General features: G+C 39.0%; 14 protein-coding genes and 2 tRNA genes. 9 read left to right on the plus strand and 7 right to left on the minus strand.

Going from position 1 to position 17,547, the window contains the following annotated elements:
* Positions 1 to 2: 2 nt before the first annotated feature.
* Complete coding sequence (locus PL_RS16330) at positions 3 to 911, minus strand: hypothetical protein (RefSeq protein WP_041883395.1); 909 nt, start codon at positions 909 to 911, stop codon at positions 3 to 5.
* Between the two features lie 213 nt (positions 912 to 1,124).
* Here PL_RS16330 and PL_RS16335 point away from each other — a divergent pair, with 213 nt between their 5' ends.
* The gene (locus PL_RS16335) at positions 1,125 to 2,657 is read left to right on the plus strand and encodes a glycoside hydrolase family 10 protein (protein WP_041887049.1); all 1,533 of its coding nucleotides are present in this window, start codon (positions 1,125 to 1,127) and stop codon (positions 2,655 to 2,657) included.
* 43 nt (positions 2,658 to 2,700) lie between these two features.
* On the opposite strand, the gene PL_RS16340 is transcribed toward PL_RS16335, so the two are convergent.
* Both PL_RS16340 and nagB read right to left on the minus strand, forming a co-directional pair.
* A complete protein-coding gene (locus tag PL_RS16340; RefSeq protein ID WP_041887048.1) occupies positions 2,701 to 5,547 on the minus strand; it encodes a M16 family metallopeptidase in 2,847 nt (948 codons plus the stop codon).
* Between the two features lie 178 nt (positions 5,548 to 5,725).
* On the minus strand, positions 5,726 to 7,645 hold the full coding sequence (nagB, locus tag PL_RS16345) for a glucosamine-6-phosphate deaminase (RefSeq protein WP_041887046.1): 1,920 nt from the start codon (positions 7,643 to 7,645) through the stop codon (positions 5,726 to 5,728).
* A 182-nt stretch (positions 7,646 to 7,827) separates the two neighbouring features.
* On the opposite strand from nagB, the gene PL_RS16350 reads away from it, so the two are divergent.
* Entirely contained in the window at positions 7,828 to 8,043 is a 216-nt protein-coding gene (locus tag PL_RS16350; RefSeq protein WP_041887044.1) for a hypothetical protein, read from the plus strand.
* A gap of 46 nt (positions 8,044 to 8,089) precedes the next feature.
* Entirely contained in the window at positions 8,090 to 9,787 is a 1,698-nt protein-coding gene (locus PL_RS16355; protein ID WP_041887041.1) for a S41 family peptidase, read from the plus strand.
* Here PL_RS16355 and PL_RS16360 read toward each other — a convergent pair whose 3' ends face one another.
* Positions 9,788 to 10,117, minus strand: a complete 330-nt coding sequence (locus PL_RS16360; protein WP_041887039.1) for a 2Fe-2S iron-sulfur cluster-binding protein — start codon at positions 10,115 to 10,117, stop codon at positions 9,788 to 9,790.
* Positions 10,118 to 10,120: 3 nt separating this feature from the next.
* Positions 10,121 to 11,131, minus strand: a complete 1,011-nt coding sequence (locus PL_RS16365) for an NAD(P)/FAD-dependent oxidoreductase (RefSeq protein WP_041887037.1) — start codon at positions 11,129 to 11,131, stop codon at positions 10,121 to 10,123.
* Between the two features lie 203 nt (positions 11,132 to 11,334).
* Between PL_RS16365 and PL_RS16370 the strand changes: the two genes are divergently transcribed.
* The 3 genes from PL_RS16370 (at position 11,335) to PL_RS16380 (ending at position 13,506) form a co-directional block, all read left to right on the plus strand.
* A complete protein-coding gene (locus PL_RS16370; protein ID WP_041887035.1) occupies positions 11,335 to 12,090 on the plus strand; it encodes a UDP-2,3-diacylglucosamine diphosphatase in 756 nt (251 codons plus the stop codon).
* A 179-nt stretch (positions 12,091 to 12,269) separates the two neighbouring features.
* On the plus strand, positions 12,270 to 13,343 hold the full coding sequence (gene prfA, locus PL_RS16375; protein WP_348619917.1) for a peptide chain release factor 1: 1,074 nt from the start codon (positions 12,270 to 12,272) through the stop codon (positions 13,341 to 13,343).
* Between the two features lie 89 nt (positions 13,344 to 13,432).
* Positions 13,433 to 13,506: transfer RNA gene (locus tag PL_RS16380), tRNA-Asp, on the plus strand.
* Between the two features lie 92 nt (positions 13,507 to 13,598).
* On the opposite strand, the gene PL_RS16385 is transcribed toward PL_RS16380, so the two are convergent.
* The gene (locus PL_RS16385; RefSeq protein WP_041879105.1) at positions 13,599 to 14,741 is read right to left on the minus strand and encodes an MFS transporter; all 1,143 of its coding nucleotides are present in this window, start codon (positions 14,739 to 14,741) and stop codon (positions 13,599 to 13,601) included.
* A gap of 121 nt (positions 14,742 to 14,862) precedes the next feature.
* Between PL_RS16385 and PL_RS16390 the strand changes: the two genes are divergently transcribed.
* The 3 genes from PL_RS16390 to PL_RS16400 all read left to right on the plus strand — a co-directional run bounded on the left by PL_RS16390 (position 14,863) and on the right by PL_RS16400 (position 16,237).
* The gene (locus PL_RS16390; RefSeq protein WP_041879108.1) at positions 14,863 to 15,225 is read left to right on the plus strand and encodes a winged helix-turn-helix transcriptional regulator; all 363 of its coding nucleotides are present in this window, start codon (positions 14,863 to 14,865) and stop codon (positions 15,223 to 15,225) included.
* A 12-nt stretch (positions 15,226 to 15,237) separates the two neighbouring features.
* Complete coding sequence (locus tag PL_RS16395; RefSeq protein ID WP_041879111.1) at positions 15,238 to 15,945, plus strand: DNA alkylation repair protein; 708 nt, start codon at positions 15,238 to 15,240, stop codon at positions 15,943 to 15,945.
* Between the two features lie 218 nt (positions 15,946 to 16,163).
* A tRNA-Asp gene (locus PL_RS16400) sits at positions 16,164 to 16,237 on the plus strand.
* A gap of 577 nt (positions 16,238 to 16,814) precedes the next feature.
* Here PL_RS16400 and PL_RS16405 read toward each other — a convergent pair.
* A complete protein-coding gene (locus PL_RS16405; RefSeq protein WP_041883978.1) occupies positions 16,815 to 17,507 on the minus strand; it encodes a LexA family transcriptional regulator in 693 nt (230 codons plus the stop codon).
* Positions 17,508 to 17,547: the final 40 nt, after the last annotated feature.

Raw genomic sequence — 17,547 nt, forward strand, 5'->3', positions numbered from 1 at the left:
ATTTATCTCAATGTAATGGCAGCTTTCCCCATTGTAAAGCCATTTGCATAAAGCAGAATAGCGTAGGTGCCTTTGACAAATGGTCTTGGGTTTACCCATTCAATTGTATAAGCTGTATCATCATTATTATAAGAAATAGTAATCATATCACTATACTGCATTTCCTGACCATCTGCCTCAAACATATTCTGTTCGTCTGCGATGAGATTTCCTGAAGGGTCAAAAACACGAATATATATCTTATGATAATCTTTTGCCGCCAGTTGATTAGGAATGATATTGAAATAAGTGACCAGTTTTTTTGCTGTGGAAGCTCTGGTTACTTCTACGTTTTTACCACTGTTTTTTACTTTAAAAGCCAGCAGATTTACATTAAAGGCTTTTAATGCAGCTCCGCTTTTTACCTTAGCACTCAATTCTGAATTCTTTTTTTCCAGTGCCGTTGCCCTGGCAGAGACGGAACTTACTGATTTGACCAGACTGTCTCTTTCTGCTTTAAGAAAAGAGTTTTCTTTTTCCAGACGGGAGAAATCTTCTTTATAGTCATTTAAAAATGATCTTAATTTCTTGAGCTCACTCTGAGCAGCAATCAACTCGTTTTGTGTGACCTCTCCTTTTTGTAATGCCCGTTTTAAGGCTGAAATTTTAGCTCTTGCCAGCTGTTGTTCTTTTTGAAGTTTATCAGTCAGGGCAACATTCATCGTGTTAACCTTATCAAATTCAACTTCTATTTTCTCCACTTCCAGCTTTAACCTTTCTTTCTCTGTATTAGTGGTCACAAAGCGCTCTTTTTCATGCTTATCTTTGAAATATAAAAAAGCATTTGTACCCAATAGGGCAGCAATTACTACGATCAGAAAATATATTTTATTTCGGTCTCCTTTATTTACGGGATCTTTTCGGTCTAACATTTGAAATCAAAAATTGAAGTTTCCTTGTTAAGGTGTTTAAAACTTACTGATAAAAAAAACGAACATAGGATAAAAAAAATAATTTGTGGTAAAAAAATGACTGAAATTGTATGAGACCTTAAAAAAAATCGTTTAATTGCTGACGTTGGGGCTAAATGTTTAGTATTCTGTCCCCATATTGATGTAAAGTTTAAACTACCAAAAGAACCAATAATGCTGAAAAAGATTGTTTTTACAATTCTAACAACTTTAATTACCCCAATTTTTATTTATGCACAATCATCAGCAAAAATTGCTCCAAAAAGGGAGTTTAGAGGGGTCTGGGTCGCTACCGTTACGAATATTGACTGGCCTTCAAAGCCAGGACTGAGTGTAGATGAACAAAAACAGGAGTTGATCGGGTTGCTTGATCAGCATAAAAGAAATGGTATGAATGCTATTATGCTACAGGTAAGGCCTGCTGCGGATGCATTTTACCGTAAATCAAGAGAACCATGGAGTCAGTGGCTGATGGGAAGACAGGGAATTGCCCCTAGTCCGGGTTATGACCCGTTAGAATTTGCTATTGCTGAAGCACATTCCCGTGGAATGGAATTACATGCCTGGTTTAATCCATACCGTGCAAGTATGAGTCCTAATACCGTATTCAGTGAAGACCATATGACCAGAAAAAGACCGGACCTGTTTTTTACCTACGGAGGAAAAAAGCAATTTGATCCGGGTTTACCTGAGGTTAGAGAATATATTGTTCAGGTAATTCTGGATGTGGTTAAAGGATATGATGTAGATGGTATTCACTTTGATGATTATTTCTATCCTTATCCTATTTCTGGTCAGCGTATTAATGATGGTGCTACCTTTAATAAATATCCGAATGGCTTTACAAATCTGAACGACTGGAGGAGAAATAATGTAGACATGCTGATTAAACAGCTGGATGACAGTATTCATCACTACAAAAAATATGTGAAGTTTGGTATCAGCCCTTTTGGAATATGGAAAAATAGTAATGAGGACCCGCAAGGGTCTGCTACTCATGGACTTTCTAATTTTACAGAACTGTATGCAGACTCAAGGAAATGGATTAAAGAAGGCTGGGTAGATTATATCAATCCGCAGGTATATTTCAGCTTTACCAGAAAAGCAGCGCCATTTGATACTTTAGTAGATTGGTGGAGTAATAATACTTATGGAAGACACCTCTATATCGGACAAGCAGCTTATTTGATGAATCAGCGTATGGAGGCTGCATGGAGAAACCCAAGTCAGATTCCAGATCAGATCAGATATATGAGAGAAAATAACCGTGTTCAGGGAAGTGTTTTCTTCAGTTCCAAATCCTTTTCTACAGTAGCAAGGGCAACTGCTGATTCTTTAAGAAATGATTTGTATAAATATCCGGCGCTTCCGCCACAAATGCCTTGGCTGGATGAAATTGTACCTAATATACCCCAGGGTTTAAGTGCAGAGGCAGTTGGAACCGGGGTTCAGCTTAAATGGTCTGCACCATTAAAAGCAGAGGATGGAGAAACTGCATCTGGTTATGTGATCTATAGATTTGATGAGGGCGAAAGAATCAGTGTGGTCAACCCTAAAAATATTATAAAGATCAGTTTTGAGAATACAACATCCTTTTTGGATACAGGTGTAATTAAAGGAAGACGGTATAATTACCTGGTTACTGCGCTGGACAGGCTGAAGAACGAAAGTGATCCAGGTGGACCGGTTGGTGTTGAAACCAGATAAAAAAAAACGGGTATGATTGAATTTCATACCCGTTTTTTATTTATTACTGTGGCAATAGAGTGAGCCTGATGTAGTTATCTTGTTTTAAGTATTTTTGTGCATTAGTTTTAGAAGACTCGATTGTTACTTCCTCCAGTCTTTGCTTTTCTGTCAGTAGCTGATTTAAGTTATCGCCATATTTTAATCTGGTGGTCAGATAGCCCAGCCAGTATCCGTTATTACGCAGATTTAATTCCTGCTGACGCTGTATTTCAGATTTGAATTTGGTGATATCCTGTGCAGTTGCTCCATTAACTCTGATGTTTTTTACTTCATCCAGTGCTGCTGCGATCAGCTTTTCTACATTGGCAGGTGCACAGCTGAAAGAGATGACAAAATAGTAATGGGACACCGGATATTTACTGACACTTAGTGAAACCCCGGGAGAATAAACTCCGCTTTCTTTTTCACGCAGTCTTTCCAGTATTTTAATTTCCAGGGCAGTGTTCAATGCGTCCAGCTGCACATTATTTGCTGCTGTATAATCATAGTCGCCATGGATATATAACTGGACACTTGCTTTGTCTTCTAATCCTTTGCGGACAGTTTTGCTAATATTCCCATTAGGTGTTCGTGCACCCAGATCTATGAAATCTGTTTTTTTATTCAATGTAGGCAGGCTTGCAATATAAGTCTCTATAAGAGGCTTAATTGTATTCAGGTCAAAGTTACCCACAAAGACAAAAGTTTGCTCTCCAAGGTCAGCAAAACGCCCTTTGTAGAAGTCGAATGCTTTGTCCAGTGAGATTTTATCCAGGTCGGACAGCGTATAGGGCATACTTCTTTTGTTGTAGGAAGAAAGTACTGCCTGTATGGTATCTGCAAATACACTTTCGGGATCAGCATTTTTATTCTCCAGACTTACTTTGGCATCGCTAATCCATTTGTTGAAAATTTCTGTGTCTTTACGGGGGTGGAGAGCTGAAGCGACCACCATTTGTAGTGCATTCTCTAAATCTTTAGGCGAAGAACTTCCTCCAAAACCCTGATATAATTCATCCAGATAAGCACTTGCGCTGCCAGTATTCCCTGCTAATAATTTATTTAGCTGAGATGGGTTTAGATCCCCGAGACCGCTTTGGGATATGATTCCGGCATTATCAGCCGACTGGTAGTCAGCAGGGTTTGCCAGAGAAGTTCCACCTCTGGAAAAAGAACTGAATATAATCTGATCATTTTTGAAATCAGTCGGTTTGAGCAATACCTTGATCCCATTGCTTAATGTCCATTCTGTAACCCCAATATCTTCAAATTTCTTTTCTCCGGTTACTTTACCAGCAGTTGGTATTTGCGCTAAAAGAGGTTTGTTTATGGTATTGTCAATATATGGTTTAAGACCTTTTCCCGCATTGGTAAAAACAGCCAGTAATTGTGTTGCAGTTGGCAGATTGGCTTTTTCTTTCTCCGGAGCCTGTACAATAATTATCGGATTATTTTTGGTAATCAGTGTTTTTGCCAGTGCATTAACTTCTTTCAACGTGATCGTTTTTAAATTCTGTTTGGTATCGGCATAGTTGAACTCAATTGATCCTATAGCCGATCCTGTCAGGAAATGACTAAGATATTCACCAACAAAGGCAGCAGAAGAGGTTTTGTCCTTCTCCTTGAGTGAAATTTCATTTCCGGCTTCAATATTTTTTTTGACTACATCAAGTTCTGATTGGAGAAATCCAAACCTGACAGCTCTTTCACTCTCCGCTATTGCGGCAGTTAGAGCATGCTCAAGGTCTTTGCCGGATTTGGCCCCAACTGTTGTTTGAAAAGCATTGATGCCGGGAACTAATCCCCCCTGGTAACCGCCAAATGAACTTTGAGCAAATAGAAATGGAGCATTCCCTTTTTCAAGGATTTCCTGAAAACGAGCAGATAGCATAGAATTAATCATGCTATATACAATGTTTTTTCTTTGGTCTGCTGTGGTTTTTAAGATGTTCCCACGCTGTTTCCAGGTGATTGATGCAGTATTGTATTGTTGTTCTGCGTCAGTAACTATCTTAACAAGCGGTGTTGTATTGTCGGGAAGATCGTATTTTATCCTTTCCTTTTCTTTTACCGGATTTTTCAGGTCAGAGAAGTTAGCAATAATCAACTTTTCAACTTCATTAACATCAAAATCGCCAACAGCAATTACTGCTTGTAAATCTGGTCTGTACCAGTCTGCATAAAAATTTCTGATCTTATCATGTGTAAACGTTTTTAATAAGTCAATTTTTCCAATCGGAATGCGATTTTCATAACGGGAATCTTTAAGAATCACAGGAAGCAATTGTTTTCTTATTCTTTCTCCTGAATTTTTACCACTCTGGCGATCTTCTTCAATGATTACACCTCTTTCTTTGTCTATTTCCTCACCATCCATGCTGATTTTTCCCGCCCAGTTGGCAAGTATTTTAAAGCCTGTTCTGAAAAGTTCTATGCTGTCTGTTGGAATTGGTAATTGATAAACTGTCTGATCAAATGAGGTATAGGCATTTAAGTCGGCGCCAAAACGTACTCCTGCTTTCTGCAGATAATTGATGATTTCGTTTTTTGGAAAATCTTTTGTGCCATTGAAAGCCATATGCTCGGTGAAATGCGCAAGCCCCTGCTGATCGTCGTTTTCCATTAATGACCCTATGCGATTGGCCAGATAGAGCTCTGCTCTGTTTTTGGGTTCGATGTTCTTCCTGATATAATAGGTCAGACCGTTTGGCAGTTTACCGATTTTGACCGCAGGGTCATTCGGAATTGGTTTTCCGGTGTTGACAGTGGCAGTTGGTTTTTGTTTAATTATTTTATGCTGTGCAGATACCGGGTTGCTAATTGCAGTAAGCACAGTTAATCCGATTACCGGGATTATATTTTTATACATATTAAATGATAATTGTTCGTAATTAACGTTTAAACGCCATTATTCGATTATACCCCTATCTTTTTGAAATATTGATCTTAACTCAAGCGCCTGTTTAATAAACGGTCAGAAGCTATAATTGATATATTTTCAGACTGTTTATTAAACAGGCGCTAAGATTTTATAAATGAAAGAATGCTTAGAATTTCCAGCGAACAAAAGCTTCCATCGCTTCATATTCTGCTAATCCAAGATCATCGTAGGCTTTCGCTGTTTCTCTGTTTCTGTCCTCAGCACGTTCCCAGAATTCTCTTGAATCATCACCCGGGAATACTGCTCTGTCTTTTTGTGACTGATGTTTGAAAATGGCATATTTCTTTTTTAGTAACTCCTGCGGGCTTAATGGAACAGCCATTTCAATCTCATGCGTATCGAATTCCTGCCATGCCCCACGATAAAGCCATAGCCAGCAGTCTTTTGCCCATTCTTCCGTTTTTCTCAGACGGTTCATCGCCTCCAGAATTATATGAAAACAAACGATGTGAGTACCATGCGGATCTTCAAAATCTCCGGCCGCGAATATCTGCTCAGGTTTAACTTTTTGAAGTAGCTCTATAGTCAGTTCTATATCCAGGTCGGTTACCGGATTTTTCTTGTTTTTCCCGGTTTCGTAGAATGGTAATGCCATGAAATGAATATGATCATCTTCAAGGCCACAATAACGTGCTCCTGCTATAGCTTCACCTTTTCTGATCAGTCCTTTTACAGATTGAATTTCTGGTGTATCTACCTGGTTAGGTAGTTTTTTTGCAATAAAAGAGCGCATATTCTGGTAGATATTTTCAAGCTCTTTTTGATCAAGTCCCATTTTTTCTGCAAAATCAATACTGAATTCCACAAACCTCAAAGCGTCATCATCCCAAACGGCAGTGTTTCCGGAAGTCTGATAAGCTACATGAACATCATGTTCCTGATCTACCAGGCGGATAAAAGTACCACCCATAGAGATTACATCATCATCCGGGTGCGGAGAAAAAATTACCACTCTTTTTTTAGCAGGCTCTGCTCTTTCCGGACGCTGAGAGTCGTCTGCATTGGGTTTGCCTCCGGGCCATCCCGTTATAGTATGTTGTAATTTGTTGAATATATGGATATTGATGTTATAAACTGGCCCTCTTTCAATGGCTAACTGCGCCATACCGTGATTATTATAATCATCCTCAGTAAGTTTTAATATTGGTTTTTTTAGTGTGTTGGCCAGCCATATTACCGCTTTTCTGATTAATTTGTCTTCCCATACACAATCTTTAACAAGCCATGGTGTATCAAAACGGGTTAATAAAGAGGCTGCATCCTTATCCAGAATAAATTCCACATGATCAGAAAGCTGTAAGTAAGTAGCAGGTACTTCACTTGAAATTTCTCCTTCGACTGCTTTTTTTATAATAGAAGCTTTCTTCTGGTTCCATGCCATTAATATGATTTCGCGGGCCTTGAAAATAGTCCCGATACCCATTGTAATTGCTTTTGCAGGAACAAAAGATTTTCCTCCGAAGTCTCTGGCAGCATCTCTTCTGGTCAGGTCATCAAGGGTTACCAGACGGGTACCTGAGTTTGGTGCTGACCCCGGTTCATTAAACCCGATGTGACCGGTACGTCCGATTCCGAGAATTTGAATATCCAGACCTCCATGTTCACCTATTTTGCGTTCGTAATCCAGACAGAAAGCAGGAATAGCTTCAAGACTTAAGGTCCCGTCCGGAATGTTGATGTTCTCTTTTGGAATATCAATATGATCAAACAGATGTTCTTTCATGAAAGTCACATAACTCTGGGCTGCATCAGGCTGCATCGGGTAGTATTCATCCAGATTGAAAGTTATCACATTATTGAAACTCAGATTTTCTTCTTTGTGCAAGCGGACAAGTTCTGCATAAACAGCTATTGGCGTAGCTCCTGTTGCGAGGCCAAGAACTGCCTTTTGTTTCTTTTCTTGTTTTTCTCTGATGAGATTAGCGATGCGCTGTGCAACGTTTAGAGATGCTGTCTTGGGATTGTCAAATACTGAAACAGGGAGTTTTTCGAAACGTGTTTCTTCCAAAAGATTTAATCTTGCCATTTTTAGTATGGAGTTTTTGAGGATTTAAGGAAGACGTAAATATAAAAAAGATTTTGAGTCTTCGATTAAAAAAGGGGAATGATGTTTTTTTGATAACATACCGTTTTACATGCGTTATATAGAAGGCTCTTTGTTGGGTTATTGCTGTTTTTTTTTCATATTTTTGCGGGAAAGAATATATTATGGCAAGCTTTACATTCACTCCTGAAACAGCGCAAAGAGTTAAAATCAAAGTTCTTAGAAAATACAGAGATCTGGCTAAAGAAAATTTAGTGTTTGCACCCGGTCAGGAGGATCAGTTGGTTAATCAGTTGACTACTTTATTGCACAGGGACGCCAGATATGTGGAATTTACTATTAATAAAGCACTTGCTGATCCTGAAGGAAACAGGTTGTAAGTTAAGATGCATGTAAACGCATCCTCTTTAAATAATTTGCATGCTCATGAAACGAAATAAGTTTGCGCTCCTGTTTGCTCTTATTGCATTTGCGTCTTTAACCTGGTCTTTTAAGGAGGATTTATTCCTTGTATCTAAAAATCTGGACATTTTTGCCTCCCTGTATAAGGAGATTAATATCAATTATGTAGATGAGACCAGTCCTTCAGATTTAATGAAAACCGGCATTGATGCCATGCTGGAATCATTAGATCCTTATACAACTTATGTTCCTGAATCTGAAGTAGAAGAGTATAAACTGAAATATGTAAGTACGCAGTTTGGAGGAATAGGCGCGAGCACTGTTTTTATCGAAGGAAAACTCTTTGTAAATGAAGTAAGTTCCGGTTACCCTGCATTTAAGCTGGGGATACAACCTGGTGATCAGATTGTGAAGATCAATGGAGTTGAAGTAAAAGGGAAAGACCGTACAGAAGTTAGCCGTTTACTTCGTGGCCCCCGTGGTACTGCCGTAGACCTGTTGATTGTCAGAGAGGGAACTGTAATTCAGAAACAACTGGTAAGAGATGAAATCAGGCAGCCTAATGTATCCTATTCGGGTATGGTAGGTGATATTGCCTATATCCGTTTGGATAAGTTTCTTGAAAATTCTGCACAGGAAGTACAGGATGCTGCTGTTGAGCTGAATAAACAGCACCCTAAGGGGCTAATTCTTGATCTTAGATATAACGGTGGTGGGATTTTGCAGGAAGCTGTAAAAATTGTTAATCTCTTTGTAAATAAAGATTTGGTTGTTGTTACTCAAAAGGGGCGTAATCCTGAAAAGACAGTTAGTTATAAAACCAATAATCTTCCATTATTACCTGACCTTCCTTTGGCAGTTATTATTAACGGTTCTTCGGCATCGGCCTCCGAAATTGTTGCAGGAGCATTGCAGGATCTGGATCGGGGCGTTATTATTGGGCAGCGCAGTTATGGTAAAGGGCTGGTGCAGCAGACGTTTAATTTACCATATAACAGTCTTGTTAAAGTTACTGTTGCTAAATACTTCACCCCATCCGGCAGATGTATACAAGCTGTTGATTATGCGCATAAAAATGCAGAAGGAAAGAATATAAAAATAGCGGATTCATTGATCGCCAAATATAAAACCAGGACTGGAAGAAGTGTGTATAACGGGAGCGGAGTTTATCCTGATGTAGAAGTTGGAGCTACAAAACTAAGCCCGATTACGATATCTCTGATTAGTAAAAGTATGTTTTTTGACTTTGCCAACGCTTACAAAAGGAAGCATGCTGCCATCAGTCCGGCGACGGATTTCCAGCTGTCAGATGAGGAATATGCTGCATTTGCAAGTTCACTGGATGATAAAGATTATTCTTATGTTTCTGCTACCGAGCGATTGTTATCTGATCTCAGAGCTGAAGCCGAAAAAGAACAGAAACTGACTGCAGTCAAAAAAGATCTGGAAGATTTAAAAGCCAAGATGCTGGTTGCAAAAAAAACAGAGGTGCTTCAGCATAAAGCTGAGATTAAAAGAATACTGGAAACACAGATTGTAAGCAGATATTATTTTGAGAAGGGTAAAATAATGCAAGCATTCCAGTATGATAAAGAGTTGGAAGCAGCAAAATCACTGCTGGGTAACTCCTCTAAAATGCTTGCAATATTGAAAGGTGAGGGTGCTTATAAAACTATAGGTGATCCTGCTAAAATAGTAACAGGAGTAACAGATAGTAATTAATTATTCAACCCCGTGTAATTTAACTACAAGTCCGTCCATGTCATGACTTAACTGTAACTGGCAGGCTAATCTTGAATTAGGTAAAAGATCAGGCAGGGTGTCCAGCATAGCATATTCGTCATCTGTCATTTCCTTTAGCTTTTCTTCTCCTTCTAAAACATCTACGCAGCAGGTTGCACATAAAGCCATACCTCCGCAGGTAGCTAAAATGTCATACTCACAGGCTTTAAGATATTCCATTAAACTTAAGCCCATATCTACCGGGGCTTCAAGTGAAGTCAAAGTACCATCAGGATTCTGAACGTGTACGGTAATATTATTTTCTTCCATTATTTAAAATTCTGCTACTCCGTTAACTGTAGTATATTTCATAGTGTATTTAATACCAGGGTTCATGTACTGGTAAGCACTGTGACTCATTAATGCAGCTTCATGGAATCCACAAAGGATTAACTTTAATTTATTTGTATAAGTATTGATATCGCCGATTGCGTAAATACCAGGAATATTCGTAGAATAATCATCTGTATTTACTTCAATTGCACTTTTGTGGATATTCAGATTCCATTGTTCAATAGGGCCTAATTTCGGACTTAAACCAAAAAGAGGAATCAGGTGATCAGCAGGAATAATTGTTTTTTCAAGACTGCGGTTATGAACCAGTTCCACATTTTCCAGTTTACCATGTCCTGATACAGAGTTCAGATTACTGTTTAGTACCAGATTAATTTTTCCGCTTTCAGCCAGTTCCATTACTTTGTTTACTGAATCCGGTGCACCACGGAAGCTTTCACTGCGGTGAACCAGTGTTAATTCTTCTACAATGTCAGCCAGAAATATAGTCCAGTCTAATGCTGAGTCACCACCACCGGCAATTACCATTTTTTGTCCCCTGTATTGCTCAGGATCTAAAATCATATAGTTAACACCGCGTCCGTTCTCAAATTGTTCCAATCCGGCAACAGCAGGTTTACGAGGTTCAAAACAACCTAATCCACCAGCAATTACAACTACTTTGGCTTCTATTTTAGTTCCCATATTAGTGGTCAGAACAAAATCGCCTTCTCCGCGTTTTTCCAATCCTTCAATACGTTCACCCAGGGTGTAACCAGGGTGAAAAGGCTTGGCCTGTTCTACCAGGTTATCAACTAATTCCTGAGCAAGTACGCTCGGATAACCAGGGATATCATATATCGGTTTTTTAGGATAAATTTCAGAAAGCTGACCTCCAACCTGAGGTAAGTAATCAATTAAATGACAACGCATTTTAAGCAAACCTGCTTCGAAAATAGCAAACAAACCTACGGGTCCGGCGCCAATGATGGCTATATCTGTAGAAATCATGTATTTAAATTTGTTGCGAATTTACGAAATTCATTTGTAATGATTCTCAATTGTATGCATTTGGTTTAAAATTGAGGCTGATTTGACAAAGTTGACCAATCTAGTGGGGTAAGTATTCATTTTTTCATATGCTTAAGGCCGATTACAGGTAAAAAATATTTTTGAACATGAATGATAAAATGGTTGACTATCTTTGAATATTGATGAAAAAGAACATATATTTTGCCTCTGATTTTCATTTAGGGTCACCAAATCACGCGGCAAGTCGTCTTCGCGAAGACCGTATTGTCCGCTGGCTTACCTCTATCGAACCAACTTGTGCTGAGTTATTTTTGATGGGAGATATTTTTGATTTCTGGTTTGAGTATAAAACCGTAGTTCCCAAAGGATATATCCGTTTACTTGGTAAGCTGGCCTCAATGTCCGATGCTGGTACAAAAATCTATTTTTTTAAGGGAAACCACGATATGTGGGTAGATGATTATTTCACCAAAGAAATGGGGATCCAGATTATCAGCGATGAGCTGGTTATCCATAGAGGGGGAAAGAGTTTTTATTTGCATCACGGAGATGGATTGGGGCCCGGGGATGCGAATTACAGGATACTGAGAAAGATTTTTAGAAATCCTGTCTGCAGGTGGTTGTTTTCTATTCTCCCGCCAAGGATTGGCCTGGGCATTGCAAATGGCTGGTCTGGTCATAGCCGTATGGCCAGCAGTTCGGTAGAAGAATTTTTTCTGGGTGATGAAAATGAATGGCTGGCTGTTTATTCCCGGGATGTGCTGAAAAAACAGCATTATGATTACTTTATTTACGGACATCGTCATTTGCCTATGATCGTCGATCTGGGGAGCAATAGTAAGTATTACAATATAGGGGAGTGGTTTGGATATAATTCTTATGCTGTTTTTGACGGAGAGGAGTTGAGTTTGAAGTACTTTGAAAAGGCCGGAGATTAATTCTGAGTTGAAAACAATAACATATTTCAATGAAAAACCTTATTTTTGTAATCCTATAAATATCAATTGCTTCTTACACCATTCTAACACGGCAATTTCTGGTAATTCACATCGGAAGTTGGTCTCATATCGTTGTTTAATGGGTAGGAGTGGTTATTTATTAGTTGAATAAAAAGATTATGTTAGAGAAATTAGAAGCTATAAAAATTCGCTGGGAAGATGTTGAAGAGCAACTGACCAATCCTGATACTATGCAGGATATGAAACGTTTTGCCCAGTTAAATAAAGAATATAAAGACCTTAGCAAGATTGTAAATGAGTATCATGTTTACAAGAATGTAATGAGTAACATCGATGCAAATAAAGAAATCCTTGTTACTGAGAAGGATGCCGAAATGCGTGAAATGGCTAAAGAAGAACTGGATCTGCTATTAAAACAACAGGAGGAAATTGAAGAAAGAGTTCGTCTGATGTTGATTCCGGTAGATCCTGAGGATTCAAAAAATGCGGTATTTGAGATCAGAGGTGGTACAGGGGGTGATGAAGCAGCTTTGTTTGCTGGTGATTTATATAGAATGTATACCCGTTTCTTTGAGCAGAAGCGCTGGAAAGTAGAGGTTGTGGATGTTACTGAAGGTACAGCCGGCGGCTATAAAGAGGTAATCATGAAAGTTAGCGGTGAAGATGTATACGGACAGTTAAAATATGAGTCTGGTGTACATCGTGTACAGCGTGTACCTGATACAGAAACTCAGGGAAGAGTACATACTTCTGCAGCTTCTGTAGCTGTATTACCAGAGGTAGAGGAAATAGATTTCTATTTAAACCCTGCTGATATTGATCTTCAGACTTCACGTTCTGGTGGTGCTGGTGGACAGAACGTAAATAAGGTAGAGACTAAAGTGCAGTTGACGCACAGACCAACAGGTATGGTTGTAGTTTGTCAGCAGGAGCGTTCACAATTAGGTAACAGAGAGATTGCAATGGAGATGTTGCGTAGTAAGCTGTATGATATCGAATTACAGAAGCGTAATGGAGATATTGCTTCGAGACGTAAAACTATGGTGTCTACAGGGGACCGTTCGGCTAAGATCAGAACTTACAATTATCCGCAGGGAAGGGTAACAGATCACCGTATCGGATTAACCCTTTATAACCTGAATGGTGTAATGGATGGGGGTGTACAGGAACTTATTGATGCCTTGCAGTTCGCTGAAAATGCTGAAAAGATGAAAGAGGGCTCTGTAATCTAATGAGTTAGGTTTTTGGCCAAAAATAATTGAAATATTAATTTTGAATTGTAATTATAGTTCCTATATTTGCAATCCCGAAAGGGAAAGACGGACCGGTAGTTCAGCTGGTTAGAATGCCGCCCTGTCACGGCGGAGGTCGCGGGTTCGAGTCCCGTCCGGTCCGCAAGATTAGACAAAATATTAAAAAGCCTGTTATCATATGATAACAGGCTTTTTTGCTTTACAGCGCTCCTGATTTCTGGTGTTTTTTTTCTGTCAGGTCGAGAATTTCGTATATTGTTTAATCACTAATACGATTGCAGATAATACCAATAAGATGACGCTTGACCATATCACAATGCGGATGTGGAAGTGAGCGATACATAATCCTCCGATCGCTGTGCCTAAAGTCACAGCCAGATTCCCGCAGGAGGTAAATATGCTATTCACAAATTCCGGTGCCTCCGATGCTGCCGAGGTTACGTTCACATTGCTAATTAAAAAGCCCGCTGTATGGATGAATCCCCATAGTCCCGTTACAATTATCATTGGAGCAAATTGGCTGCCTTCAAAATAGAGTAAAATATGAATAAGAGATAAAGCAATTATAAAGGCGAAAGTTGTTTTAGTGATATTTTTACTCAGGAATTTGCCTGCAAAATAGTTACCTCCTATACCCGTGAAGCCAAAAATGAGCAGCATCAGGCTAATCTCTATATTATTCATCCTGGTGACCTTTTCTAAAAATACTGCTATGTATCCATAGGTAGAATACATGCCGGCAATCATCAGGCAGGCCAGAATAAGATTTATCCATAAAACAGGTTTTCTTAGTATTGTCCTCTGTGCGCCTTGTGGTTGTTTTTCTATTGCCGGCAATTCAGGAAGAAGGATCAGCATAGCTGAAAAAGAAATCAGGTTAATAATTGCACATAATATAAATGATGCCTGCCAATTGAAAAGACTGGTCATAAATGTGGCTAGTGGTACCCCCAGAACACTTGCTATGGTAAAGCCGCCGAAGACAATACTTACCGCTGCGGGGCTTTGCTCTTTGGGTACGCTGCCTGCTGCTGTGGATAATGCAATGGACCAGAATATAGGATGTAAAAATGCAGGCAGCATTCTGGCAAGCAGGAGCATATTGAAGCTTACAGAAAAGCCTGATAAGATATTTGAAATGGTAAAGACAGCCAAAACCAGTAACATGAGCTTCTTTCTGTCGAATGATGAAGCCAGAAGCATCATAAATGGAGCAAAGATTGCAATGATAATTGCAAATGAGCTTAAAAGCAAGCCGGTTTTATCGATGGTGATATTAAATCTTTCGGCTATTTGTGGCAAGATTCCAATAACGCTAAATTCTGTCGTAGCAATGCCAAATATACCTGTCGCGAGTATATAAAGTGTTCGTCTCATAAATGCTTCTTATTATGTTTTTTTGCAAATTGCATAAGAATCCGGTTCGTTTTAGGTTGCTTACTCATAAGTTAAATACTTACTATTTTGAAAGGATTCTCATTTACAAATACTTATATAGATGCCTGAATTCTTTCACGATAAAAAACTCTATTATACGCCTATTGAATTTGCATTGGGACATATAGGCGGTACCTGGAAAATGCCCATACTTTGGCGGCTTCAAAACAACGTTCTGCGCTATGGAGAACTGAAAAAGGATATTCCACATATTACGGATAAAATGCTGGCGAGTCAGCTCCGTGAATTGGAGAATAAAGGCTTAATTAGACGTACTGTGTATCCTGTCGTGCCTTCAAAAGTAGAATATAGCATAACAGCGAAAGGGATGAAAACGATTCCCGTAATTGAAACCATCATGAAGTATGGTTATGGACTGATTAAAGAAGAAGGGATAGCGTATCCGCCAAAACAAGATATTTAATCAAATATGCATATGAATGTCACCGAGATTATGGCTGAACTGTACGCAATGGGCAGTGAAAGTATTAAAAATATATTGCTGAAGCATGGTGTTAAAGAACCTTTTTTCGGGGTTAAGGTGGAGCAGTTGAAAACGATCCAGAAGAAGATTAAAGTGGATTACCAGCTGGCTAAAGACCTATTTGCGACAGGGAATGCAGATGCGATGTATCTGGCCGGTCTGATTGCTGACGATGAAAAAATGACAAGAGCTGAACTACAGGATTGGGTAGGCAAAGCGGTTTCCAATAATATCAGCGAATATACTGTTCCATGGGTGACTGCAGGTGGGCGGTACGGTTTTGAACTTGCTATGGAATGGATAGATGACAGCAGAGAATATGTTGCTGCTGCGGGTTGGTCTACCCTGGCTAATCTAATAACATTAAAACCCGATAATGAGCTAAATATAGAGGCTCTGAGGCGCTTGCTGATCAGGATTGAGCAAACGATACACTCGTCACAAAATCGTGTGCGTTATACAATGAATAACTTTGTCATTTGTGCAGGTGTCTATGTGGTTTCTCTGACTGATGATGCGATCACTGCCGCGGGTAAAATAGGTGTTGTGGTCGTAGATAAAAATGGAACGGCATGTAAAGTTCCTGCTGCTGCTGACTATATCAGAAAGGCAAAAGACAAGGGGGCTGGTCTTGTTAAAAAGAAAACGGTGAAGTGCTAACTGATGAAAATCTGTGCATATAAAATGCATCTGGTGTCAGAATAACACTTGATTAAGTCGTTTAGTTAGTCTTCGTAAATAAATATCAGCTAATATTCAGTGAGTTATGAAGGATGTTTAAAAACAGGGGAATTTTGAACTTGTTTTTGATTAAAGAGTGTATATTTGCAACCCCGAAAGCATCCAAATGACATTCGTGTTAAAAGGATTGGGAAAACGGACCGGTAGTTCAGCTGGTTAGAATGCCGCCCTGTCACGGCGGAGGTCGCGGGTTCGAGTCCCGTCCGGTCCGCAAGATTAAATAAAATATAAAAAGCCTGTTATCATATGATAACAGGCTTTTTATATTTTAGGTACTTTATTTTAAGGCGATGGAATAGGAGATCTGAAAAGCCAGATATTAGATCTGCCTTCCTCGTACTGATCTGCCGTAACCACGATACTGGCTATGTAGCTTAAGTATACTACTGATATGACATCTCCAACGCTTGCGTTCAGAACAGCGCGTCCTTTGCCTGCTGATATAGCTGTTTCGCCGGTATTCTCGTTTTTAACTGTGGCACCATTTACTAATCTTCCAATCGCCCAAACCGGACGGATGATATCCCAGGCAATTGGTTTGCTAAATCTGGCAGGTCTTGTTACAGTTTCTTTTTTTTCTCTCTTTTGGATTCTTGATTGGGGTAGCGTTGGTCAAAAGTGCTGTAATAATCAAGAGGGTAAACATAGATAGTGTTTTCATTCTTTTTGATTTATAATTAAACATTGAATTATTAATGCAAAAGATAGAAAACAAACATCAATTAAATGTAGTTGTGTTAATGGAGAATAATTATTGTTAATAAATAACTGTTGTTGTGTTGAAATAATTATAGTTGTGAATTAATTCTGATTGATGCTTTTACCATTGCCAGCGCTTTAATTGCATGTAACGGGAATTCAATTGACTGATGATGCTGATTCTGAGAAACAAACCTGACATACCCCTCTTTTTCAGATCTCTGCAGATATTTTGTGAAAAAGAATTCATCTCCGTTATGCTCCAGATAAGTCAGGTACATTTCACCCCAGATGATATTATGAGCAATGTCTTTGATCTCTTTATACATGACGATATCGCCAGATTTCAGCAATGGATACATGCTGTCACCCGTAATGTACAATGCCCCATCACATTTGGGCAATTTAGGAATACGGATATAATCAATCGGAACCTGTTTAAGTCTGTTTTTTCCCAATAGTTCAATCACTCCTGCACTTGCCTGTACATCATAAAGCGGAATATTTTGTGTATCCATTAATAAGTCTGTTCTTAATTTTCTGACACTAACCTCCTGACCCTCACTTTTCAGCATCTCGCCCTGTCCAGTTAACAACCAGTTTGCATCAATGTCGACACATTTTGTGACTATCAACTCGTAGTCGATGGTGTTTCTACTATGCCAGTTAGACAAAGTGTTAGGTTTTATATCTAAGTAACGTGCAAACTCTGCGTCGTTTTTAAAGTTATAGTGAGATTTTATTTGGCTAAGGATCTGTGATTTACCTGAAGCTTCCTTCATATTGTGAATATTTATTTGCAATTAAACACATACTGTGTGT

The sequence above is a fragment of the Pedobacter lusitanus genome, assembly GCF_040026395.1.
GTDB lineage: Bacteria > Bacteroidota > Bacteroidia > Sphingobacteriales > Sphingobacteriaceae > Pedobacter > Pedobacter lusitanus.

Coding starts and splice junctions, on each gene's coding strand:
- PL_RS16330 (WP_041883395.1), bottom strand. CDS start 911: ATGTTAGACCGAAAAGATCCCGTAAATAAAGGAGACCGAAATAAAATA.
- PL_RS16335 (WP_041887049.1), top strand. CDS start 1,125: ATGCTGAAAAAGATTGTTTTTACAATTCTAACAACTTTAATTACCCCA.
- PL_RS16340 (WP_041887048.1), bottom strand. CDS start 5,547: ATGTATAAAAATATAATCCCGGTAATCGGATTAACTGTGCTTACTGCA.
- nagB (WP_041887046.1), bottom strand. CDS start 7,645: ATGGCAAGATTAAATCTTTTGGAAGAAACACGTTTCGAAAAACTCCCT.
- PL_RS16350 (WP_041887044.1), top strand. CDS start 7,828: ATGGCAAGCTTTACATTCACTCCTGAAACAGCGCAAAGAGTTAAAATC.
- PL_RS16355 (WP_041887041.1), top strand. CDS start 8,090: ATGAAACGAAATAAGTTTGCGCTCCTGTTTGCTCTTATTGCATTTGCG.
- PL_RS16360 (WP_041887039.1), bottom strand. CDS start 10,117: ATGGAAGAAAATAATATTACCGTACACGTTCAGAATCCTGATGGTACT.
- PL_RS16365 (WP_041887037.1), bottom strand. CDS start 11,131: ATGATTTCTACAGATATAGCCATCATTGGCGCCGGACCCGTAGGTTTG.
- PL_RS16370 (WP_041887035.1), top strand. CDS start 11,335: ATGAAAAAGAACATATATTTTGCCTCTGATTTTCATTTAGGGTCACCA.
- prfA (WP_348619917.1), top strand. CDS start 12,270: ATGTTAGAGAAATTAGAAGCTATAAAAATTCGCTGGGAAGATGTTGAA.
- PL_RS16385 (WP_041879105.1), bottom strand. CDS start 14,741: ATGAGACGAACACTTTATATACTCGCGACAGGTATATTTGGCATTGCT.
- PL_RS16390 (WP_041879108.1), top strand. CDS start 14,863: ATGCCTGAATTCTTTCACGATAAAAAACTCTATTATACGCCTATTGAA.
- PL_RS16395 (WP_041879111.1), top strand. CDS start 15,238: ATGAATGTCACCGAGATTATGGCTGAACTGTACGCAATGGGCAGTGAA.
- PL_RS16405 (WP_041883978.1), bottom strand. CDS start 17,507: ATGAAGGAAGCTTCAGGTAAATCACAGATCCTTAGCCAAATAAAATCT.